This window comes from Segatella intestinalis, assembly GCF_029348455.1.
GTDB lineage: Bacteria > Bacteroidota > Bacteroidia > Bacteroidales > Bacteroidaceae > Prevotella.
In genome coordinates, this window is sequence record NZ_JARJVV010000006.1 from 59,861 (window position 1) to 82,615 (window position 22,755).

Below are 22,755 nucleotides of genomic sequence, written 5' to 3' on the forward strand. Positions count from 1 at the left end.
TAACTTCGTAGCGTTTTTACTTATAAAGTATGATCAATAATTGAAAATGAAATAGTGATAATATGAAAATAGGTTTACTTGCATATCATGCAGTCTGCAATTTCGGGGCGATGCTTCAACTCCTTTCTACATATATGTTTCTTAAAAATCATGGACATGAACCAGTAATAATAAATTGGGTGGCGAAGGATTTAGAGAATTATTATGCCCAAAACACACCAATATCACAAATTGAAAATCAGTTGAAACTTCGTCTTCAACTATGGAAAGAAACCGCTCTGTGTCGTACAATAAAGGATGTTGCAAACATAATCTCTAACGAACAGATTGATGCTGTTATAATTGGAAGCGACGCTGTGGCACAGCACCATCCGCTGTTTGAACGAATCGTCTTCCCGTGTCGTAATATTATAGCCATTAATTCTGTGACCTCCGACGTTCTATTTCCAAACCCTTTTTGGGGTATATGGACTGACTATCTTGACAAGCCAGTCCCTGTAGCATTAATGTCTGCGGCAAGCCAAGATTCAAAATATAAATATATTTCTAAAAAACTTCGTAAGCAAATGAAAGAGCGTATCATGGCATTTAGTTATGTATCTGTGCGTGATGTGGACACCCAAAAGATGTTCTCTTTCATTACTGAAGGACAATGTTGTCCATCTGTTACACCAGACCCAGTATTTGCGTTCAATCAAAACGCAGCATCATTAGTACCTTCTAAAGAGGAACTGATGAAGAAATATGGTCTATCTGGCAAGTATATGCTCATAAGTTTCAAGAACGAAAAGCGCTGCAATGTATCCCAAACTTGGTTGAACAAATTTCAAGACATAGCAAAACATCATGGCATACAGTGTGTATCATTACCATTCTCGACAAGTCTATCTGCAGGAGAGTTGGAAAGTGAAATTGCACTCCCACTAAATCCTATTGACTGGTATGCTCTACTCAAATATTCTTGTGGTTATATTGGCAACAACATGCATCCTATCGTTGTGTGCATTCACAATACAGTGCCTTTTTTTAGCTTTGACAATTATGGAACTAAACATGCAAACGGCTTGTTTTGCGACTCTTCAACAAGCAAAATCCGTCACATATTAAAAGTTGCCAACCTACTCGACTGTCGAATAGCGAGCAATTCACTGTTTCGTCGCACGCCAAGTCCAGAACATGTATTTAATAAGTTACAGACGTTTGACAAAGCAAAATGCAAAAATTTTGCTCAAGGTTATCTCAATAAATATAATGAAATGATGACTAAAATTCTCGAACGTTTAAGAGGCGCATTGTAGGGTGCTATTAAATAATCAAAAGAATAACAATATGAAAGTTGCTTATATTTCAACACCGCATTTTGCCGACTGTGACATTCCTCTGATTGGTGAATTACAGAAAAAAATAGATTTATTCTATTTTCTTAAAGTATCAGAGTCAACAAAGCGACTCACACTTATAAAGATTGATTCCATTAAAAAAAAAGGAGGTGTATATCCTGCTTCTGATTTTCCAGAACTCACCTACTTGTCTGACGATATAGATTTATCGAAGACATATATAGTAAACCTTCCTGGCAAGCACGACTGGTCTATTTGCAACCTCCTTGCCATATTCAAGATGGTGTGTGACATTTTACATCTAAAGATTAACATAGTACATCTCACTTGGCCACCACGCTATGGCGAGTTCTTCACATATTTCTTGCGTAAGCGTATCGTTATAACCATGCATGACCCCCTACCTCATTCAAGCGAGGACACATGGCTCAATCGTTTCCATCGCGATGTGTGTTTCCGGCTACTTAACGATTTTATTTTGTTGAACGAGACGCAGAAAGAAGAATTTATTAAGACATACCATATGGGGGCAAAACGTGTGGCTTTATCGCATCTTAGCGCATATACAAACCTGCAAAATATTAAACCACAAAAGCCCGATGTAAGTAACTATATCTTATTCTTTGGCGGAATTAGTTCACATAAGGGCATCGAATATCTGTGTGAAGCAATGGATAAAGTTTGCAAGAAGCATCCCGATGTGAAGTTGGTTGTCGCAGGTAAAGGTAAGATTTATTTTGACTTAAACCAGTATGCCATCTATAATACTGGTCATTTAGTTCTTCTCAACCGATACCTTGACGATAACGAACTTGTTGGTCTGATACGTAACTCTTTGTTTGTGGTATGTCCTTATATCGATGCAACACAAAGTGGAGTGGTTATGTCAGCGTTTGCTTTAAACAAGCCTGTTGTTGCTACCAAAGTGGGTGCTCTACCTACCATGGTTAAGAATGGACAATATGGAACTATCGTTCCTCCAAAAGATGTCGCCACCTTGGCTTCTGCAATAAATACATTGATAGAAAATCCACAAAAAATAGAGGCAATGATGGCAAATATTGAGCACGACTATTCTGAGGGAAAATACTCATGGAAAGCCATCGCACAAGGCATAACTGATATTTATGCAAAAAAACTGTCAGACTCTAACAACCGAAATAATTAACAATTATAAAAGAACGAACAAATGAAAAAAGTCTCAATAATAATTGTAACCTACAACTCAGAGAAGGACATATACGAGTGCATTAATTCAATCATAGAAAATTCCGACATTCCACTGACGGAAATAGAATTGGTTGTTGTAGACAATAATAGCACAGGTTGCGACACAATGTTTGGGAAACTTAAAACATTGTGGGGAGAAGATATTATACTGATAAAAAACAGCAGCAACGGTGGCTACGGTCAAGGCAACAACTTGGGTATAAGACAATGTACCGCACCATTGGTGCTTATCATGAATCCCGACGTAAGACTTATATGCCCCGTATTTAAAAAAGCCATAAACCTCTTTTCTAAGGACAAGAATATGTGCATGCTCGGCATGAAACAGTGGCTCACTCTTGAAGAACCAAGCACCAATTCATTTACATGCACCTATAGAATGAACGGCTATCTCTCTACCATACTCTCTGCCTTGTGTACACGTCTTGATTTCTACATAGCAAAATATATGCATTTTTCAGGATCGTGTTTCTTTATAAACAAGGCCATGTTTGAAGCGGTCGGTCTTTTCGATGAAAACGTGTTCCTCTATGGTGAGGAAGATGACATTCATTATCGTCTATTGCATCGTTTCAAAGATTGTAAGATGAAATATGACAAGAGTCTAAAATACCTACACCTTACAAAAGAGCGTAAGCCCGACATAAGATATGAGAAGACACTTATCGATGTGGCAGTAATTCAAAACCAAAAGAAAGGTTACAATGAGCATAAAACTCTTAAAAATCGTCTACGTTGCATCAACTTACAGATTTTAAGAGAACGCCTGCGCATTATGCTTGGCAAGAAAGACCCAACTCTCCTTGATATGCTTGAAAAACTAAAGTTATATATTAAGGAGAAATTGGAACAGTAAGCAGCCAAACTGCCAAAGACAAAAAAAACAAAGATTATAGCCATTTATTTAACAAACAATATTTCAAGCGTATGAAAGACAAATTGGAAATATTATTATCATGTATGTATCAGACTGACGATATTATAAAACGATCAAACATTAAATGTAATGCCACAGTTGTTAATCAATGCGATAAAGATGAAAAACGCATAATTTCAAATGAAGGGATTGGCGGAACTTGTAAAATTAACTGGATTGACTCAACCAAGCGCGGACTATCACGAAGTCGAAACATGGCACTGTACTCTGCCTCATGCGACTATTGCCTGATCTCTGACGACGATGAGGTATTTGTGGATGGTGTTGACAAGATTATAGAGAAAGCTTTTAAAGACAACCCCAAAAGTGATGTTTTAATCTTCAAACTTAATAACTGGGAAACAAAATGTCCATCACATACAAAGAATGTAGGATACATTCAGGCCATGCGCACAGCTAGCTATCAGATAGCTTTTAGGCGTACAAAAATAAAAGAGAAGAACATATCTTTTGATGAAGAGATGGGTTCAGGAACTGGCCATGGAGCTGGAGAAGAATGTAAGTTCTTGTTCACTTGTCTACGCAAAGGGCTGCGACTTACTTTTGTACCAGAGACGATAGCCACACTACAGGTTGGCTCCGATTCACAATGGTTTTCTGGTTATGACTGCAAATATTTCTTTTGGCACGGATGGGCAACAAAGCGCATTCTTGGCACACCGCTGGCTATGGTTTATGCTTTATATACAGCTGTTACAAAGTATCGTGTTTATAGCGAGAACTTGTCTGCCATGTCTGCGACAAGACAGATGCTTAAAGGTATCTTCTATAAAAATAAGAAACAAGTTGTTTTTACTAAAAGCCTATTTTGAATAACAAAAAACATCAAACTCTTGGCTAAAGGTTAAAAACAAAGTCAAATTTTCTAAAAAACAGAATAAAATTTGGAAGTTATTACTATTTTTACTACTTTTGCATAAAGTTTAGCAAAAACTAAACAGCGTATCAAAAGTAAACATTTATATGGCTGAAAAATATGAAACAAGACCATTCGAATATGTAAACAACAAAGATTGCAGATTCTACGAAGCGTCAGTCAACGGGAAATATCTATATCAAGAATTTCTCCTAGGGTTGAAAGATAAGAAAAATGACCTTCGAAAATTGAATTCTATTTATGCTTATATGGATCAGTTTGGCGCATTACTCCTCCCTAAAACTAAATTTAGGTATATCGGAGACAAACAACATCCTGATTTATACGAGTTCAAGAAAAATGACATCAGAGTCTACGTCATCATGAGGAAGCCAAACGTATTTGTTGTTTTGGGTGGCTATAAAGGAGAACAAAACTCCGATATTAAAAGAATTAAGAAATTATTCAATGACTTTTAAAAGGTAATAATCATGGATAGAAAAGATGTATTGAATAGCCCAGAGTATTGGACTTCTAAAACTCAAATCGAGCTTTACAATCAAGCCCAAAAATTCATGGAAGCAACAGGTAAAGACAGGGCACACCTTGCAGAGTATTTGGGTGTGTCAAAAGGCTACGTGTCCCAACTACTCAATGGTGATTACGACCACCGCATGTCGAAGTTCTTCGAATTGGCATTAGCGTTTGGTGTTATACCTCAGATAGAATTTATTCCAATAGAACAATACATAAAGGAGGACGAACAACAGCACCATTTTCAAAAGGTTAAAGTTGACACCCCAAAGGTGGAAAAATGGGACAGCAAGCCAACACAAGAAACAATACATGTAACATGTACCTTATCAGATTTTTCCACACAATTAAATATACCTAAAAAAGTAGCATAATTATGATTAAATTTAGAATGTTTGGTATACATATAGACCAATTCGCAATTTTGTCTAAATCTGCACCATTAGAAGATCTTGGATTAGGAGTAAATCTTAATTATAAATATGCCAATAAAGGTAGAATAATATCATGCTCTACAGAGTTCAACTTTTTAAACTCAGCCCAAGAAAAAATAATGATTTTAGCTATCACATGCGAATTTGAAATAGAAGAGAATGACTACAAAAATATTCATACAAACGAAAAGACAATTATTCCAAAAGAGTTATTAGAATACTTTGCTGTACATACAATCGGAACAGCAAGAGGAATTCTCTTTTGCAAAACAGAAAGTACTCCATACAATAATATCATCATTCCACCTCTCAACGTATCTGAGATGATTAAAGATGACATGGTAATATTTTAAGGTAAAAGCGTTAGAGATTCTATTTTATCTCTAACGCTTTTACTTATAGATTAGACATTATAAAATAAAAATAAAATTAAAAATACATCTTTTAGTAGACATTCTGATTTAGCAAAAGTTTCTTATAAAGAATACAATATTTTTCAAACTGCCTACGTTATTTTGTTAATAGAAGAACAATAAAATATGCAAAATCTCTGCCATAGTTGTATCTTTTAATCAATTCACACATAAAATGATAATCAATCCCACCAAGGGTTACCATCAAAGAAGAAACTTACATGGGATATTGATTTTCAAAAATTTAAAACATATTTAGAATGAATTACGAAGTAGCCATAGCTATACCTACCCTCAACGAAGAACGTTTTATTTCGCGTTGCCTTGATTCTATTATTAAGCAAACATTTAAGTTCGAAAAAATGGATGTAATGATAATAGATGGAGGTAGTAACGATAAAACAAAAGATATTGTTGCCAAATATCAAAAATCACATCAGAATATTCGATTCATAGAAAACAAGAAAAAAATTCAATCAGTAGCATTTAATATAGGATTTAAAAAATCTACTGCACCATATATAATAAGATTAGATGCTCATGCTGAATATGATTCTAAATATATCTCTCTTTGCATTGAAAATCTTAAGCAAGATGAAAAACGCGGTAATGTAGGTGGCAGATGTAATATTTTACCATTCAATCAATCCTTATGGGCTCAAACCAATGCCATTCTGAATCATTCACGTTTTGGCATTGGAGGAGCAGCCTTCCGAGTTAGTAACGAAGCTCACAACACAGATTCTGTACCTTTCGGAGCTTTTCCTAGGAAAATCATCGAGGAAATAGGCGGTATGCGAGAAGACTTGCCAAGGGGTGAAGACAATGAATACAACTCCCGCATAAGAAAAGCTGGATATAAAATATTCTTTGATCCCAATATTATTAGTAGCTATTTTGCACGACCTACATTGGGAGCATCATGCAAACAAATGTATGCAAATGGAAACTCTATAGGATATCTATACTACATTGATAGGGAAGCTATTGGAATAAGACATCTCGTCCCTTTACTTTTCGTAGTAAGTGGTCTGTTTAGTATCATTATTTCGGTACTATGGAGTCCATTCTGCTATGTTTTTTGTGGTGGCCTTGCCCTATATATCATTGCTGATGCTATTGCTTCCATCATGGGTGCAAAGGATAATGTAAAATGTACATTACCTTTATTTATTCTTTTTTTCTGTGTACATGTTTCCTATGGTATGGGAACAATAGCAGGTCTCATTAAAGGCTTGAAAACTAAAGGATAGACCATGTGCAATGATTAAATATCAAACATTTTAGGCTCAAAATACAATAAAACAACTTTAAGAAACGTTTACTATATAGTAAACAACTTGCTATACACACAAAAAATATTATTATGAAAGTACCATTTTCACCACCATACATTGACGATAACGTCATTAACGAAGTAGTTGATTCTCTTAAATCAGGATGGATTACAACAGGCCCTAAAGTGAAAGCTTTAGAGGAAGAAATAGGTAAAATATCTGGCGTAAACAATGTACTATGCGTTAACTCTTGGACTTCTGGTGCAATTCTCATGCTCCGTTGGTTAGGTTTACAGCCTGGAGACGAAGTGATTGTTCCTGCATATACATATTCTGCCACTGCCATGGCTGTATTATGGGCTGGTGGTAAACCTGTCATGGTTGATTCTAATGAGGATTTCAACATTTCTGTTGAGGGCATCAAAAGGGCTATTACAGAAAAAACAAAAGCTATTATTCCTGTCGATATTGCAGGATTCCCATGTGACTATGATGCTATCATGGAATTGGTAAAATCGAAAGAAGCAAAAGCTTTGTTCCATGCAACTTCAGAAGTACAAGAGAAATTAGGCAGAATACTCGTCTTGAGTGATTCAGCCCACTCTATTGGTGCACATTATGGCGATAAGCGTACTGGTTCAGAAACTGATGTTGCTATTTTCTCTTTGCATGCAGTAAAGAATGTTACAACAGCAGAAGGTGGAGCCATCTGCCTTAACTTGCCAGAACCATTCAACAATGAAGAACTTTACAAAGAACTTCGCCTGAGAACTCTCAACTGCCAAACGAAAGATGCTTTCACGAAAACAAAAGCAGGCGGTTGGAGATATGATATTGTAGGACAAGGTATGAAGATTAATTTGGCAGATGTTAATGCTGCAATTGGTTTAGCACAGATTAGACAGTATGAGAATCTCCTACAAGAAAGAAAGAGAGTATTCAATACGTATGCCAATGCATTTGCCAATACGGACTGGGCGATTACACCACCTGCCACAATTGGCATCAAGGAGAGTTCATATCATGTATATGCCCTTCGTATCAAGGATATTACAGAAGCACAAAGAGATGCTATCATACAAGAAATCTCTAAAAATGAGGTAGCTGTTAATGTTCATTTCATTCCTATGCCAATGCTTACTCTCTTTAAGGATATGGGTTATGACATTAAAGACTATCCTCAAGCATATAAGAATTATTCACACGAAATCTCCTTACCTGTGTATCCACAACTTACAGAAGATCAAGTCAAGTTTGTAGCAAATACAGTCATCAAGGCATACGAGACCGTAATGAAGTAAAAACATATAAATATAGGACACCTTATATTATGATTCGATTCTTCGATATAGTTTTCTCTATGATAGGACTCATTTTGCTGTCACCACTATTTATGATTTTTTATCTGATGATTAGATTGGAAAGCAAGGGAGGTGGATTCTATACACAAGAAAGGATGGGAAAAGATGGTCTACCATTCAGACTTTACAAATTCAGGTCAATGCGAACAGGTTCAGACAAGAAAGGTCTCATTACTATTGGCGAAAAGGACAATCGTATAACTCGTACAGGTTATTTTCTTAGGAAATATAAATTGGACGAACTTCCTCAACTTTGGAACGTGTTTATAGGAGATATGAGTTTGGTTGGACCAAGACCAGAGGTAAAAAAATACACAGATCTCTATACGGATGAACAAAGGCAAGTTCTCAAGGTAAGACCTGGCATCACAGACTGGGCATCTATAAAATACGTAGACGAGAATAAAATATTGGGCGAAGCTAAAGACCCAGATGAAGCCTATGTAACCTTGATTATGCCGAATAAGATTAAACTTAACATGGTATATATAAATCATCAAACACTTGGAGAATACTTCAAGATTATATTTACCACCTTTAAAGAAATAGTAAGATAGGAAAAGATATGAAAAATTTCAGGAAGTTAACAGACTGGTATTTTTCCAAAAAATCACTACCCTATTGGTGTATTTTTTGGATAGATTGTGCTGTGATATATTTATCATACCTTTTTATATACCAGCAAATAAATAGCGGAGCACAAGCATTAGGAATTTTTGGACAACTCTCTGCTGTCTTTGCGATTTTCACGATGTTCCATGCCATAGGTTTTAGAATGTTCCATACATACGATGGCATTCTGAGATATTCTTCTTTTGTTGATTTGCAGAAAGTATTCTATGCAGTAACTGTCGGTGCAGTTTTATCTATACTGACTAAGAACATGCTGCTGAATACTCAATTATTTCCAAAAGTTGAGATTCAGTACCGCAACATTATCTTAGGTTCACTTATTTCTATACTCATCTTGTGGGCCATCAGAGTCATTACCAAAACTGTCTTTGATGTATCATTAGCCGATTATAACATTAAAAATGCTTTTATTTATGGCGTAAAGGAAGGTGGCATCGGTCTTGCGAAACAAATTAAGAATGATAAGCCTATGAAGTTCAAACTCATGGGATTTATTTCTGATGATGTAGAAATCAAGCACCACCACCTGATGGGAGCTAAGGTGTATGCACTCGACAAAAATACTATCAAGGTAATGAGAGACAATAAAATCACTACCCTGCTGGTATCTCCAGGTGCCATCAATAATTTACGTGCAGACAAGGAGTTCCAGGATGCTATACTTGCTGAAGGTATTCGTATTTATATGCCTACTACACAGGAATGGAATACAGAGCAACAGCAACAACTCAAAGAAGTTAGCATTGAGGATCTTTTACCACGAGATGAAATCAGCATCGATATGGAAAGCGTGGGTGCTATGCTTCATGGCAAACGCATATTGATTACAGGTTCTGCTGGAAGTATCGGAAGCGAAATGGTAAGACAAATCGCTAAGTACAGTCCTGCGGAATTAATTCTGATAGATAGTGCAGAGACCCCGCAGCACGACATACGCTTAATGATGGCGAAGCAATTCCCTGATATTAAAGCTGAAACCATCGTCACCACTATCTGTAGCAAGTCCAGAATGGAACATATCTTCAAGACTTACCTGCCTGACTATGTTTTCCATGCTGCTGCATATAAACATGTTCCTATGATGGAGAACAATCCATGTGAGAGCATTCAAAATAATGTTTATGGTACCAAAATCCTGGCAGATTTGGCTGTCAAGTATGGCGTAAAGAAATTTGTAATGATATCTACCGATAAGGCCGTGAATCCTACCAATGTAATGGGATGCTCAAAACGTATCTGTGAAATTTATGTTCAAAGCCTCAACAAAGCCGTGAAAGAAGGTGTCATCAAAGGTGAAACCCAGTTTGTTACCACACGATTTGGCAATGTTTTGGGTTCTAATGGTTCTGTCATTCCGCTGTTTAAGAAACAGATTAAGAATGGTGGTCCTGTTACAGTCACCGACCCTAATATCATCCGTTATTTCATGCTGATTCCTGAAGCTTGCGAACTCGTTTTGGAAGCAGGTACTAAGGGTAATGGTGGTGAGATTTTTGTCTTTGACATGGGTAAACCAGTCAAGATTGCTGACTTGGCACAGAGAATGATTAACCTCAGTGGAGCTAAGAATGTAGAAATCAAGTTTACAGGTCTGAGAGCGGGCGAAAAACTTTATGAAGAAGTTCTCAACGATAAAGAATCATCCATGCCCTCTTTCAACGACAAGATTAGAATTGCCAAGGTACGAGAGTACGACTATGCAAAGGTGAGTTTAAAGATTGACGAACTTATTGAAAAGAGTAAGTTGTACGACGAAATGCTTACCGTCATGAAAATGAAAGAAATCGTTCCTGAATACAAAAGCAATAATTCTATATACGAAAAACTGGACAAATAAAAAGTTTGTTTAGTATCACATTTACCTAAAGAAGTTAAATGATTAATAAACAATATAAGGACAGGATGAATAAGATAGAGCAAGGTTGCAAACGCTCCGTCGACTTTGTCATTGCAGCCTGTTGCCTTGTAGTCTTCTCTCCTTTAGCATTGGCCTGTGCTTTAGCAATCCGCAAGGAAGATGGTCTTCCTGTCATCTACAAGCAGGAAAGGATAGGCCTGCATGGCAAGCCTTTCTACATCTATAAGTTCCGATCGATGAGGATTGATGCAGAGAAGGACGGGCCCGACTTATTGGAAATAAAGGGCGACCCGAGACTTACGAAAGTGGGACGTTTCCTAAGGGCTCATCACCTCGACGAGCTTCCTCAGCTGTGGAATGTGTTCAAAGGGGATATGTCGTTCATCGGTCCGAGACCAGAAAGGAAGTTCTATATCGACCAGATCATGGAGCACGATTCACGATACCAGTATCTCTATCAGATTCGACCAGGCGTCACTTCCTATGCCACCCTCTATAATGGCTATACGGATACGATGGAGAAGATGCTGCGACGTCTGGAACTCGACCTTTACTATCTGGAGCATCGTTCTTGGTGGTTTGACGCCAAGATATTGCTAAAGACTTTCTGCAATATCGCTTTCGGAAAGAAGTTCTAAGAAAAGAAACCTTTAAGAAAAGAAGCTTGTAAGGAAAGATATTAATCATGAAGGGCAAGCTACGGATCTGCAGCCTGCCCATCATATTTTTTTGTATCTCTGTTTATTCGAAATATAAATTCAAATAAAAACAAAATTTCGCCTCAAGCAAATATCACAAGGCTACAACTATTTTTCTTACCTTTGCCAATCTTACCATAAAAGAAGAATCCTTTTTGGTTGATTGCAGACTATATCTCATTTGCATTTTTAACAAAGGCTCAGCATTTACTCCAAGAGCTGCCTCAAAGAGCAAAGCCGTCTTTTCTGTTACAGGACGGCGAGCATTCAATATTTTATTCAAGGCAGAATATGCTATACCCATCTCATCCTCCTGCTGACGTTGAGAAATACCACGATATTCTATTTCATCCTTCAGAATTTCACCAGGATGTGTAGGGAAAACTGAAATTATATCATTAGCCCGCATTTTCAAATCTGTTTTTTTGTCATTACTCATAGCTCTATTATTTATAATGATTTGACAACTCCTTAAATTACATATTGTTGCGATTGTTTGACCTTCTTCTATTACCTCTTGAAATTCTATTCGGTACTGTTCATAGACTCTTACTGAGGATAATCCTGTTTTATCACCAGATAGCCTTTCATAATTAAGAGAGTTCACTACTGTCCCGAAAAAGTGGACTAATCGCTCTTTGAAATAATTGAAATACAGTCTTTTTCAAGAGTTTCCAAGGGTGCGACGATTTGAATTTGTAATTTTGCAGTTATCAATGATACTGCACAATGAACAAAGACGAATACGTTTTCGCCCTATTGATAGAATTTCTCGACAATAACAAGTTTCGCCATTTGGTTGACAAGTATGATGGAAACCGTTATGTGAAGCATTTCACTTGTTGGAATCAATTGCTTGCAATGATGTTTGGTCAACTGAGTAATCGAGAGAGTTTACGAGATCTGATTGTTGCTTTTGAAGCACATCGAGCAAAACAATACCATCTTGGATTGGGGCGTAAGCCTATTGCGAAAACGACATTTGCTTCTGCCTATCAAAAACGTGACTACCGTATCTTTGAAGACTTTGCTTTCTATATGATGGAGCAAGTCAGAAAGAAACGGGTAACGGATATCTTCAAGTTGAAAGGCAATGTGTATGCCTTCGACTCAACGACCATTCCTTTGTGTTTGTCGGTCTTCTGGTGGGCAAAGTTCCGTAAGAAGAAGGGAGGAGTGAAAGCACATGTGCTATATGACCTCGAATCTCAGGTTTCAGCTTTCTTTCACATCTCTACAGCATCCGTTTGCGACTCAAAAGCAATGAAGGAAATTCCTTATGAATCAGGTTCTTACTATGTGTTTGACCGTGGATACAATGCATTCTAGGAACTTTTCAAAATACATCTGCATGAATCGTTCTTTGTTGTGCGAGCCAAGAAAAATCTGCAATACAAATGCTGTAAATGGAAGCGCAGGTTGTAAAAAAATATATTGACAGATGCAGAGTTTGAATTCACGGAATACAATTCATAACGGAAGTATCCGGAGATACTCAGACTCGTCAAATTCTATGATGAAGAACAAGGAAGGGAGTTTGCCTTCCTGACAAATGCTTTTCATCTAACAGCTCCTGAAATCGCCAACCTTTACAAGAATAGATGGCAGATAGAGCTGTTCTTCAAATGGCTAAAGCAGCACCTCAAGATCAAGAAGTTTTGGGGTACTACAGCGAATGCTGCGAGAATCCAAATCTCATCGGCAATCATAGCCTATTGCCCTGTTGCTATCGTACAACATGATTTGCAACTTAAGCGATCAACTTATGAAGCTCTTCAGATTCTAAGCATATCTCTTATGGATAAGACACCACTCGTTGATTTCTTCGAAAGGACTGATTTCAATAATACCAAAAAACTCGATTGTCCCCTCTTTCTGGGGCTATTTGATTAATATTTAATTAGTCCCGATTTTAACGGGACACTAATGCCACTATCTCGTTAACTTGTAATTTCAATTCCATAAAGGTACGATTAAAACTGTTGAGTACTGTCTGATTGTTCAGCGTAAACTGATTTCAATTCCATAAAGGTACGATTAGAACGCTACGTTGCTACTGGTAAGTTGCTTAATGCCCTATTTCAATTCCATAAAGGTACGATTAGAACAGCAAGGTAGGTTCATGCTGCACTTGCTCATAAACATTTCAATTCCATAAAGGTACGATTAGAACGGAAATTGTTCCTACTATCGCAGATGGTAAGTTAGCTATTTCAATTCCATAAAGGTACGATTAGAACGTGTGTAGGCTGGTGTATGTCGGTGTGCTGGGTTCCTAATTTCAATTCCATAAAGGTACGATTAGAACAAGGGAAATCAGATAAACGAGAAACCATCGTTCTCGGATTTCAATTCCATAAAGGTACGATTAGAACATTAGATTCTTTTAAATCTTATATTAATTATCATATTTCAATTCCATAAAGGTACGATTAGAACGTCGTGAACTCTATTTACATCCGCTGTGGTTACAATTTCAATTCCATAAAGGTACGATTAGAACGATTTTAAGATAGGTGAACAGACTTTGCAACAAAATTTCAATTCCATAAAGGTACGATTAGAACTTCCCAAACCGAGATATTTAAGCCTGCTTCCATCATTTCAATTCCATAAAGGTACGATTAGAACATCCTAAAGAACTTGCTATTAGGCAGACTTTTGCTCATTTCAATTCCATAAAGGTACGATTAGAACATTAGTGCTTATCTTGACCCGAAGAATGATTCTTTATTTCAATTCCATAAAGGTACGATTAGAACTCGCTAAATCTTTTAATTCCATTTCTTTGTTTTTTAAATTTCAATTCCATAAAGGTACGATTAGAACATCGTGGGCAAGAGCGAGGATGCTGCCTGCCGACTCTATTTCAATTCCATAAAGGTACGATTAGAACCGACAAACTTGCTTATACATTCATGACCATGCAAGCAATTTCAATTCCATAAAGGTACGATTAGAACTGATGACCAGGAGCGACCATAACAGGTGCGCCCCATTTCAATTCCATAAAGGTACGATTAGAACTTGGTAGAAAAATTAGACAAAACAGAGAAAAGCTCAATTTCAATTCCATAAAGGTACGATTAGAACCCTTAAACTCAAGATTAGTAAAAGAAGAAACACATTTCAATTCCATAAAGGTACGATTAGAACTTATTGGCCTACCTTTGTTTGCATTCTATAAGGCTATTTCAATTCCATAAAGGTACGATTAGAACGAGCCGCGTTTGTAGTGCAATACGGCGAGTGAACATTTCAATTCCATAAAGGTACGATTAGAACAAATCAGAATCGACAAACTGACTATTAATATCCAATTTCAATTCCATAAAGGTACGATTAGAACAGTAATATCGATTATTTGACTCCTTCCTCTTCAAATTTCAATTCCATAAAGGTACGATTAGAACTTTCCACGAAATGTCCAGCTAACTTGTTCATGTTATTTCAATTCCATAAAGGTACGATTAGAACTTGAGTGTTTTCGTTCTGTCGGTTCTGACACGACTATTTCAATTCCATAAAGGTACGATTAGAACGTTATGTTGCTGTTGGTAAACTTTTAAATTCTCTATTTCAATTCCATAAAGGTACGATTAGAACTGATTATTTTACTGGTGTTTTACCTCGAGCTCAGTAATTTCAATTCCATAAAGGTACGATTAGAACTGCTTTTCTCAGAAAAAAGCAGTAATTTTGCAATATTTCAATTCCATAAAGGTACGATTAGAACTGGAGTATAGTAATCTTCCTATTGATTATTTGACATTTCAATTCCATAAAGGTACGATTAGAACATGATTTACGTTCAGCTGGCCTTAATGCTAAGTTATTTCAATTCCATAAAGGTACGATTAGAACCGTGACCTCATCCTCAACGGCTCAGGACTTGCAAATTTCAATTCCATAAAGGTACGATTAGAACGCGAAGTCAACCAAAACGGCATGATATCTACGGAATTTCAATTCCATAAAGGTACGATTAGAACTCCGTTTCTCTCTGAAATCTATGATGGCGAAACCTGATTTCAATTCCATAAAGGTACGATTAGAACAATGGTGGCGGTCGCTAATGTTTAACTTGGGAGTTTATTTCAATTCCATAAAGGTACGATTAGAACGAAGGCATCCATGACCAGTTTGGGCATGAGAAAAAGATTTCAATTCCATAAAGGTACGATTAGAACGAAACACTCCAGTCCCAGGCACGTCTGCAACCGTCAAATTTCAATTCCATAAAGGTACGATTAGAACCTCGTCTTCTGCTATCAGTTCCTACGATTTGCCATGATTTCAATTCCATAAAGGTACGATTAGAACATGAATTCATGAAAACAATCGACAATTATCTAAAATTTCAATTCCATAAAGGTACGATTAGAACTCATTAAGATTAATGCTGTAATCAATTTATGGCTATTTCAATTCCATAAAGGTACGATTAGAACTTACAATCAAGCTCAGGTTTTTAAGGCTTTGGCCGATTTCAATTCCATAAAGGTACGATTAGAACTCAGATAGGTGAGCTTTTGCCCATTTTTTATCAGATTTCAATTCCATAAAGGTACGATTAGAACTCAGGTCTTTATAAGAGCCAAACGACCTACTATGATATTTCAATTCCATAAAGGTACGATTAGAACTCATTTTGCAATTTTGATACATGCTTTGTCGACGATTTCAATTCCATAAAGGTACGATTAGAACACTATCACGGTTCTTCGTGGCGGCATGATACCTTTTAATTTCAATTCCATAAAGGTACGATTAGAACTATTGATATTAATCCCCAGGTAAATCAATCTCTTGAATTTCAATTCCATAAAGGTACGATTAGAACCGATTATCTCACGGGCGTTCTACCTCGTGCTCAGTAATTTCAATTCCATAAAGGTACGATTAGAACGATGCTATCTTAATAGGTGGTGGTCTTTCTGCCCTATTTCAATTCCATAAAGGTACGATTAGAACTTTTAAAATTCTGTTGTATATTATTACAGCTATTGCATTTCAATTCCATAAAGGTACGATTAGAACAGCGTGATTGGCAACAACGAATGCAAGATATGTAATTTCAATTCCATAAAGGTACGATTAGAACTTAATATTAAATCGGCTAAACTTGTCGGTAAGTCATTTCAATTCCATAAAGGTACGATTAGAACTGTCTCTTGAGCACGTGCACTAATCATAGCAGCGGATTTCAATTCCATAAAGGTACGATTAGAACCACCTCATTTACATTGACATCATTATCTTTATAATTATTTCAATTCCATAAAGGTACGATTAGAACTCAGCCTGGTGAGCTTTTGCCTATATTTTCTCAGATTTCAATTCCATAAAGGTACGATTAGAACGAAACTTCACAACGATACTGCGTTTGCATACCAAATTTCAATTCCATAAAGGTACGATTAGAACGTTCGTCAACAATTTACGCAAGAACGCATTGCACTTATTTCAATTCCATAAAGGTACGATTAGAACCACCGCCCAACAACCGCCCATGCCCGATTATCTTATTTCAATTCCATAAAGGTACGATTAGAACTTCTGTGCAAAAGTCCAACCCTCTCGTTAAGGTTATTTCAATTCCATAAAGGTACGATTAGAACTCAGAAATCTTTCCCAAACCGAGGAATTGCGAGTGATATTTCAATTCCATAAAGGTACGATTAGAACATCTTCAGCTTAAAAATGGTTCTAACATTCTTAATACATTTCAATTCCATAAAGGTACGATTAGAACTCATGCTTCTTTGTCTTGCTGTCGTAGTAATCGTATTTCAATTCCATAAAGGTACGATTAGAACAGCTGCCATCACGTTGTTCTATACAAGATATGATATTTCAATTCCATAAAGGTACGATTAGAACAATATAGATTACTCATCTTCTATTAAACATCGTGATTTCAATTCCATAAAGGTACGATTAGAACACGTTTTCATCTCGTGTTCGTCAGCAATTCACTCATTTCAATTCCATAAAGGTACGATTAGAACTTTGAGCCATAGAAATATGTTTACGGCTCAGATATTTCAATTCCATAAAGGTACGATTAGAACATCTCAATTTCAAGGCAGATACGTATGGTATTATTATATTTCAATTCCATAAAGGTACGATTAGAACCATTATGAAAAAAATTTGTCTATTCGTCAGACGAATTTCAATTCCATAAAGGTACGATTAGAACTCCTTCTCCTTCCGATTTTTATGATTCTATTCATCGATTTCAATTCCATAAAGGTACGATTAGAACCCATCTAAAGCCTACCACTCGAACTTTCTCGGTTATTTCAATTCCATAAAGGTACGATTAGAACGTAGTTCCTACGTTGCTGGATATTTTAATCAGCAATTTCAATTCCATAAAGGTACGATTAGAACAGAAAGGTCCACTATGAAGGGCTTGCGTTTGACAGATTTCAATTCCATAAAGGTACGATTAGAACCTGAGCTTAAGACTAGTTATGACCGTTTTGACGGATTTCAATTCCATAAAGGTACGATTAGAACGGTAATGTTTTTGGTGTTGATGATGCCATTCTTATATTTCAATTCCATAAAGGTACGATTAGAACACGACACAATACCTTACTTCGCAGCTTCTCCCGAATTTCAATTCCATAAAGGTACGATTAGAACACACGCTCGACGAAGTTAAAAGTTACTACTTCAAGATTTCAATTCCATAAAGGTACGATTAGAACCTACAGTTGTCAAACGGAAATCCTGAATACGCAAATTTCAATTCCATAAAGGTACGATTAGAACAGATGAACGCTATATCCTACGAAGAGTATTGTTTGATTTCAATTCCATAAAGGTACGATTAGAACCCATTAGAACGAAGATTTAATTGTCTTTGTACACAATGGGATTTCGGGTGCAAAGATACAAAAAATACTCCTAAAATATGTCGATGCCTAATGATATTTTTTCTGCGGTCTTACGACAACCTGCCTATTTATGGTGGTTTCAATAAGCCAAAGAGCACTTTTTGGAGGTTTTGCCGAACCAAAAACGACAAAATAGAACCACATCGACAACTCTCTATAAGAAATTGTCTGTAGACATTCTTTCTTTTCCAAGAATCTGCTTGTTCATGTTATACCCCATTTTATTGGTGAAAACAATGACACTATCCTCGGATTCATCAATGATAGCTTTCATTTTCATTTGCAATTCACGAAGTTTGGCTTCAGATAATTCTCCCTCCAAAACTGAGTTCTGAATCCAACACAAATACTGGCGACAAAGCTTCAACATTTTACCAACTCGCTTCTCACCTACATCATAAACAATAATCACATACATATCACCAATACATTTTGAAAGGTTTATAATCTTCAATTCCCAAAATATCTTTCAGTAGCTTATAGCATTCAAGTTTTATAAGATGCTTATAGCTTACATTACGTCCTAAAGAACGATGACGGAAAGTCTCATCATAACGCTCTTCCATAGCCTTTACAAAAATCTTCTTTCCCTTTTCGTTCAAAAGACATTTGTTGAGTTTCTTATCAAAATGACAGGTACTTAAAGCATGCTTATTGAGTACCTTGAAGATGACTCTATCCACGATAATAGGCTTGAAGATCTCGGATATATCAAGACATAATGAAAAACGCCTTTCACCTGGAGTATGCAGAAAGCTTATCGTTGGATTGAGCTGAGTTTGATGAACAGCTCGAAGAGTTTCGGTATAGCACATCATATTGCCAAAAGATATGAGAGCATTCACCTCATTCTCTGGCGGTTGCTTGGTTCTTGATCCCATGTTGAAATCATCGAGAATGATATCGAATGCAGCATAATATGCCTGTCTGATATTTCCCTCAATTCCCATTATCTCATCTACAGCCTTAGCATCAGGCAAAGTATTACTCAATCTCTTAATGGTATCGATAATATCCTGCAGGTCTTTTCCTCTACGATTATAATAGTTGAGGTTCATAACCATATTCCAAGCTGCTCCCTGAATGAATTTTCGCGCCAATTCTACCCTTTTCTTCTTATTTTGGTACGCAGATGTTTGTGCCAACAACGCCTTGCCAGAAAGAAGACTTTCCCTTGGCATGAAGCTTCCGGTATAGTTCTCATAATAGTCGAAGAAGTGGACAGGAATACCTTTCTGCCCCAGAAAGTTGAACAAAACACTATTTGCCCGCAGACTTCCAAAGGCATACAGTTCCGCAACATCCTCAATAGGAATGTATCGAGGTTGCTGCTTGATTTCTTCATTATCTTCATTCACGATAACAGGCGTGAATTTCAGCGTATTGTCCCTTCTCTCCATAATGCCTGGATTGAACAGATAAAAACTTCTTTTCATTCTTCTTCCTCCAACTCGTTTATATAACAAAAATCGAAATAACTACAATTCTTACAGATGCCTTTCTTGACTTTAGTCGGACAAACATCTTGAGAGATTATCTTAATAATGTCTTTAGATATAACCTGAATGTCATCTCTATCGACATCAGTCAAGATTACTTCTTTTGTCTTACGTAAAAGAGGATATTCCAAGATGCCCTTCACGCCATCAATTCCATGTTGCTCGAAAACATACATGTAATATTTCAGTTGCCATTCATGAGCTTTATCCACCTTATTAGATTTCTTTATCTCGTGGATAACCTTGTTCTTGGCATCATAGTAATCTACTTTGATACCATCAACCTTCACTTCCTCATACTTTGATGTACGTTGCGGATAACTTGATTCATGCACCAGCTTTCCTTCATAGACCAAGTCTGATTCTTGTTCCATGTTGATACCATTGGCAAACAGCCATAGTTTGCGATGGCAAAGCTGGTAATAGTTGAAATGAGTACCTGTTACTATCATAAGAAATTGTCCTCCTCATTGTTGGTTAAATCAATACCTACGTCAAATGTATAAAAACCCTCACGTATAACATTTATAAAGATTGATTCGTTAGACCCGATAGTAATTTTGCAATTTGAATCAATCCGATGTTCTTTCCGTCCTTTATCCAGTAAATACACAGGTAAACTGATGGAATAGGACAGTACAAACTCCGCATATTCGGAATAATTGTAAAAATGCATACACTTAGGCTTTATTACAAAAGCTGTTCCTTGTGGTCCTATATCCCGGCTTTTCCAAGTGTTGGAGTGAGTATCATCATCATTCCATTTTTCAACTGGATTTATTAGCCAATTATTGATAAACATTTGTTCCAATGCCTTTACGTTAGTTTGGGCCTTTATGCTGAAATTTGTTTCTTCTGCATACACCTTGTTTAGAATATTAACTAAATCTTGTGCTGAATATATACCACGTTTAAGTATGTCCATAGTAGCCAATAAAGCTTTACATGGAATCCATGACTTATCGCTTTGAGAATATGAGCCATATGGAGCTGGGTATAGAGTGTTGTCTTTGTATGGTATCAATATATACATTTCTCCAACTGAATTATCAAAGCGACATAATCTTCCTGCTCTCTGCATAAGTCTGTCTATTGGACATACTTCACTAATCATTAGTTCGGAACTAATATTTATACTGATTTCTCCTATTTGTGTAAGAATAGCTATTCCTTTAGCGGTACCATTGTTCCATGCCTTTCTCCCCAAATTATCAAGCAACATATTTTCCTTACGTTGTTTGTCTTTTTCTGTAAACCTACTATGATACAGGATAACAGGGATGTTTTTGCCGCTTTTCAATACAAGATCTTTTACTTCCTTGTATACTTTTATGGCTTTATCCACTGTGTTAAGGTAGATAATAGCATTACCTCTATCTACACTGTATTCCAACAGATAGTTTATATCCTGTATATTGTCATACTCTATCTGTTTTCTTATATTGAAACTTTTTTTATATCTATCGCTATCTTTGTCTTCCAATATACTTTCAATGTTGAATCCTGCTTTTCTATATAGTTGTAAAGCTGATTTTGGCAAAGATGCACTCATTATCATAACCGGAACATTCCATTTGTGAAGCACTTTTAATAGGAAGAGTATATTGGCAAGGGTAAAATCATCATAGAAATCTGCTTCGTCTATAACTACACAAGAGTTGGCGAGATTGCTGCAAATCAGATGATGGTTTTCTTGAGTAAAGGTCAAAGACATCAACAAGTGATCAATGGTACATACTGTAATTGGTGTTGCAAGAAGTTTTGCCATTTTTTGTTGAGCCAATGCTTCCGTCATATTCATTTCTCCATTTTGCACTTTCGAATACTTTGAGTACCAAGCACTGGAATGATACAAACCTGTATCAGACAAGGTAGATGCTACGTTTACAGAGAGAGCATTTGCCGTAAATCGAGTTGGCATAGCTATTACAAGACGATCAGCTTTGTGAGCGGATATCTGGCGAGAGGCCCATAATAGAGAAGCGTCTGTTTTTCCAGCTCCTGTTGGAGCGCGTACAAGTAGAATCTCATTATTCCAATTATCCTCTACAAGTTTTTGAATTCCCCGTTTGTCATCAAAGGGAAAATGATAATCAAAGAACGATAATTGGGGTACAAATTCTCCGTCTTCTTTTGCACTTGCTCTATGGTCAGCAAACCTAAGCAACCCTCTAATAGTGTCAAATTCTAATAATTTGTCACATACTAAAGGCAAATTCTCTTTTTCTGATATATCATTGGATGTCTTGCGAAATACATTCCAGAATTGCTTAAAAGAAGGATTGCTCATCCATTTGTCCTCAAAGCCAAGTCCTAATTTTCCATGATGCGCTGCTATAGCCGCCAATATGGAAATAGGCATATTGGTGGTAACAGCTTTATCTAATGAATAGAATTCATGTCGTATACCGACATTTTTAAGATGGCATCCGGCTTCGTTACGTTTTTCAGAACTGTATTCTTTAAAAGAATGATCAGGGTGATTTTGTTTCCACAATAGATAATTATGGAAATCCTTCCTGCATGCTTCTTGCCATGTTTTGCATGCTTTGCCGTTATCATGCCATTTCGCAGAGACAGACAAACGCATTGCCAGATCTTTACCCGTCAACTTTTTGTATTTCTCGCAAGTGCCAATAAAAATCTGGCAAATATCGGACATTTCTGACATAACATCAGAACTATGCTGTTCTAATGTTATGCCTGAAGGTTTAGCCAATATATAGCTACGTTTATCTTTCTTCATTAGACAGAGATTTTTATAGTTGTTATGC

Annotated in this window: 19 protein-coding genes and 1 CRISPR repeat array; of the genes, 14 read left to right on the forward strand and 5 right to left on the reverse strand. The window is 36.6% G+C overall.

The genetic code is table 11. The features are described from left to right. Positions 1-62 precede the first annotated feature (62 nt). The 12 genes from P3T48_RS05350 (at position 63) to P3T48_RS05405 (ending at position 11,511) form a co-directional block, all read left to right on the forward strand. Complete coding sequence (locus P3T48_RS05350) at positions 63-1,298, forward strand: polysaccharide pyruvyl transferase family protein (protein WP_276505908.1); 1,236 nt, start codon at positions 63-65, stop codon at positions 1,296-1,298. 31 nt (positions 1,299-1,329) lie between these two features. Next, positions 1,330-2,508, forward strand: a complete 1,179-nt coding sequence (locus P3T48_RS05355; protein ID WP_276505909.1) for a glycosyltransferase family 4 protein — start codon at positions 1,330-1,332, stop codon at positions 2,506-2,508. Positions 2,509-2,529: 21 nt separating this feature from the next. Beyond that, positions 2,530-3,426, forward strand: coding sequence for a glycosyltransferase family 2 protein (locus tag P3T48_RS05360; RefSeq protein ID WP_276505910.1), 897 nt, complete (start codon positions 2,530-2,532; stop codon positions 3,424-3,426). 71 nt (positions 3,427-3,497) lie between these two features. Then, complete coding sequence (locus tag P3T48_RS05365; protein ID WP_276505911.1) at positions 3,498-4,319, forward strand: glycosyltransferase family A protein; 822 nt, start codon at positions 3,498-3,500, stop codon at positions 4,317-4,319. A 151-nt stretch (positions 4,320-4,470) separates the two neighbouring features. Continuing rightward, positions 4,471-4,842: a hypothetical protein gene (locus P3T48_RS05370; RefSeq protein ID WP_276505912.1), complete on the forward strand. Its 372-nt coding sequence runs from the start codon at positions 4,471-4,473 to the stop codon at positions 4,840-4,842. A 12-nt stretch (positions 4,843-4,854) separates the two neighbouring features. Then, the gene (locus tag P3T48_RS05375; protein WP_134844095.1) at positions 4,855-5,271 is read left to right on the forward strand and encodes a helix-turn-helix domain-containing protein; all 417 of its coding nucleotides are present in this window, start codon (positions 4,855-4,857) and stop codon (positions 5,269-5,271) included. 2 nt (positions 5,272-5,273) lie between these two features. Continuing rightward, on the forward strand, positions 5,274-5,684 hold the full coding sequence (locus P3T48_RS05380; protein ID WP_276505913.1) for a hypothetical protein: 411 nt from the start codon (positions 5,274-5,276) through the stop codon (positions 5,682-5,684). A 320-nt stretch (positions 5,685-6,004) separates the two neighbouring features. Beyond that, the gene (locus P3T48_RS05385; RefSeq protein ID WP_276505915.1) at positions 6,005-6,997 is read left to right on the forward strand and encodes a glycosyltransferase family 2 protein; all 993 of its coding nucleotides are present in this window, start codon (positions 6,005-6,007) and stop codon (positions 6,995-6,997) included. A 113-nt stretch (positions 6,998-7,110) separates the two neighbouring features. Beyond that, positions 7,111-8,322 carry a DegT/DnrJ/EryC1/StrS family aminotransferase gene (locus tag P3T48_RS05390; protein WP_276505916.1) on the forward strand — a complete coding sequence of 404 codons (1,212 nt, stop codon included), beginning with the start codon at positions 7,111-7,113 and terminating at the stop codon, positions 8,320-8,322. A 29-nt stretch (positions 8,323-8,351) separates the two neighbouring features. Then, complete coding sequence (locus tag P3T48_RS05395) at positions 8,352-8,939, forward strand: sugar transferase (protein WP_276505917.1); 588 nt, start codon at positions 8,352-8,354, stop codon at positions 8,937-8,939. An 8-nt stretch (positions 8,940-8,947) separates the two neighbouring features. Then, positions 8,948-10,852 (forward strand): polysaccharide biosynthesis protein, encoded by a 1,905-nt coding sequence (locus P3T48_RS05400; RefSeq protein ID WP_276505918.1) that lies wholly within the window; start codon positions 8,948-8,950, stop codon positions 10,850-10,852. Positions 10,853-10,917: 65 nt separating this feature from the next. Continuing rightward, positions 10,918-11,511, forward strand: coding sequence for a sugar transferase (locus P3T48_RS05405; protein ID WP_443217170.1), 594 nt, complete (start codon positions 10,918-10,920; stop codon positions 11,509-11,511). Between the two features lie 154 nt (positions 11,512-11,665). Here P3T48_RS05405 and P3T48_RS05410 read toward each other — a convergent pair whose 3' ends face one another. Beyond that, the gene (locus P3T48_RS05410; RefSeq protein ID WP_276505920.1) at positions 11,666-12,010 is read right to left on the reverse strand and encodes a HigA family addiction module antitoxin; all 345 of its coding nucleotides are present in this window, start codon (positions 12,008-12,010) and stop codon (positions 11,666-11,668) included. 290 nt (positions 12,011-12,300) lie between these two features. Between P3T48_RS05410 and P3T48_RS14375 the strand changes: the two genes are divergently transcribed. Together P3T48_RS14375 and P3T48_RS14380 are read left to right on the forward strand one after the other, a co-directional pair. After that, a complete protein-coding gene (locus P3T48_RS14375; protein ID WP_276505921.1) occupies positions 12,301-12,900 on the forward strand; it encodes an IS4 family transposase in 600 nt (199 codons plus the stop codon). A gap of 162 nt (positions 12,901-13,062) precedes the next feature. Continuing rightward, on the forward strand, positions 13,063-13,464 hold the full coding sequence (locus P3T48_RS14380; RefSeq protein WP_443217171.1) for a transposase: 402 nt from the start codon (positions 13,063-13,065) through the stop codon (positions 13,462-13,464). A 57-nt stretch (positions 13,465-13,521) separates the two neighbouring features. Beyond that, positions 13,522-18,422: direct repeats of the CRISPR family, unit length 30 nt; unit sequence ATTTCAATTCCATAAAGGTACGATTAGAAC. Between the two features lie 214 nt (positions 18,423-18,636). On the opposite strand, the gene cas2 is transcribed toward P3T48_RS14380, so the two are convergent. The 4 genes from cas2 to cas3 are packed head-to-tail and all read right to left on the reverse strand — an operon-like array spanning position 18,637 to position 22,727. Next, a complete protein-coding gene (cas2, locus tag P3T48_RS05425; protein WP_118255157.1) occupies positions 18,637-18,900 on the reverse strand; it encodes a CRISPR-associated endonuclease Cas2 in 264 nt (87 codons plus the stop codon). 1 nt (position 18,901) lies between these two features. Further along, on the reverse strand, positions 18,902-19,918 hold the full coding sequence (gene cas1b, locus P3T48_RS05430) for a type I-B CRISPR-associated endonuclease Cas1b (RefSeq protein WP_276505922.1): 1,017 nt from the start codon (positions 19,916-19,918) through the stop codon (positions 18,902-18,904). Beyond that, complete coding sequence (gene cas4 / locus P3T48_RS05435) at positions 19,915-20,433, reverse strand: CRISPR-associated protein Cas4 (protein ID WP_276505924.1); 519 nt, start codon at positions 20,431-20,433, stop codon at positions 19,915-19,917. The genes cas1b and cas4 overlap by 4 nt, the downstream gene beginning before the upstream one ends. Continuing rightward, positions 20,430-22,727, reverse strand: a complete 2,298-nt coding sequence (gene cas3 / locus P3T48_RS05440) for a CRISPR-associated helicase Cas3' (RefSeq protein ID WP_276505925.1) — start codon at positions 22,725-22,727, stop codon at positions 20,430-20,432. Before cas3 ends, cas4 begins: the two co-directional genes overlap by 4 nt. Between the last annotated feature and the right edge of the window lie 28 nt (positions 22,728-22,755).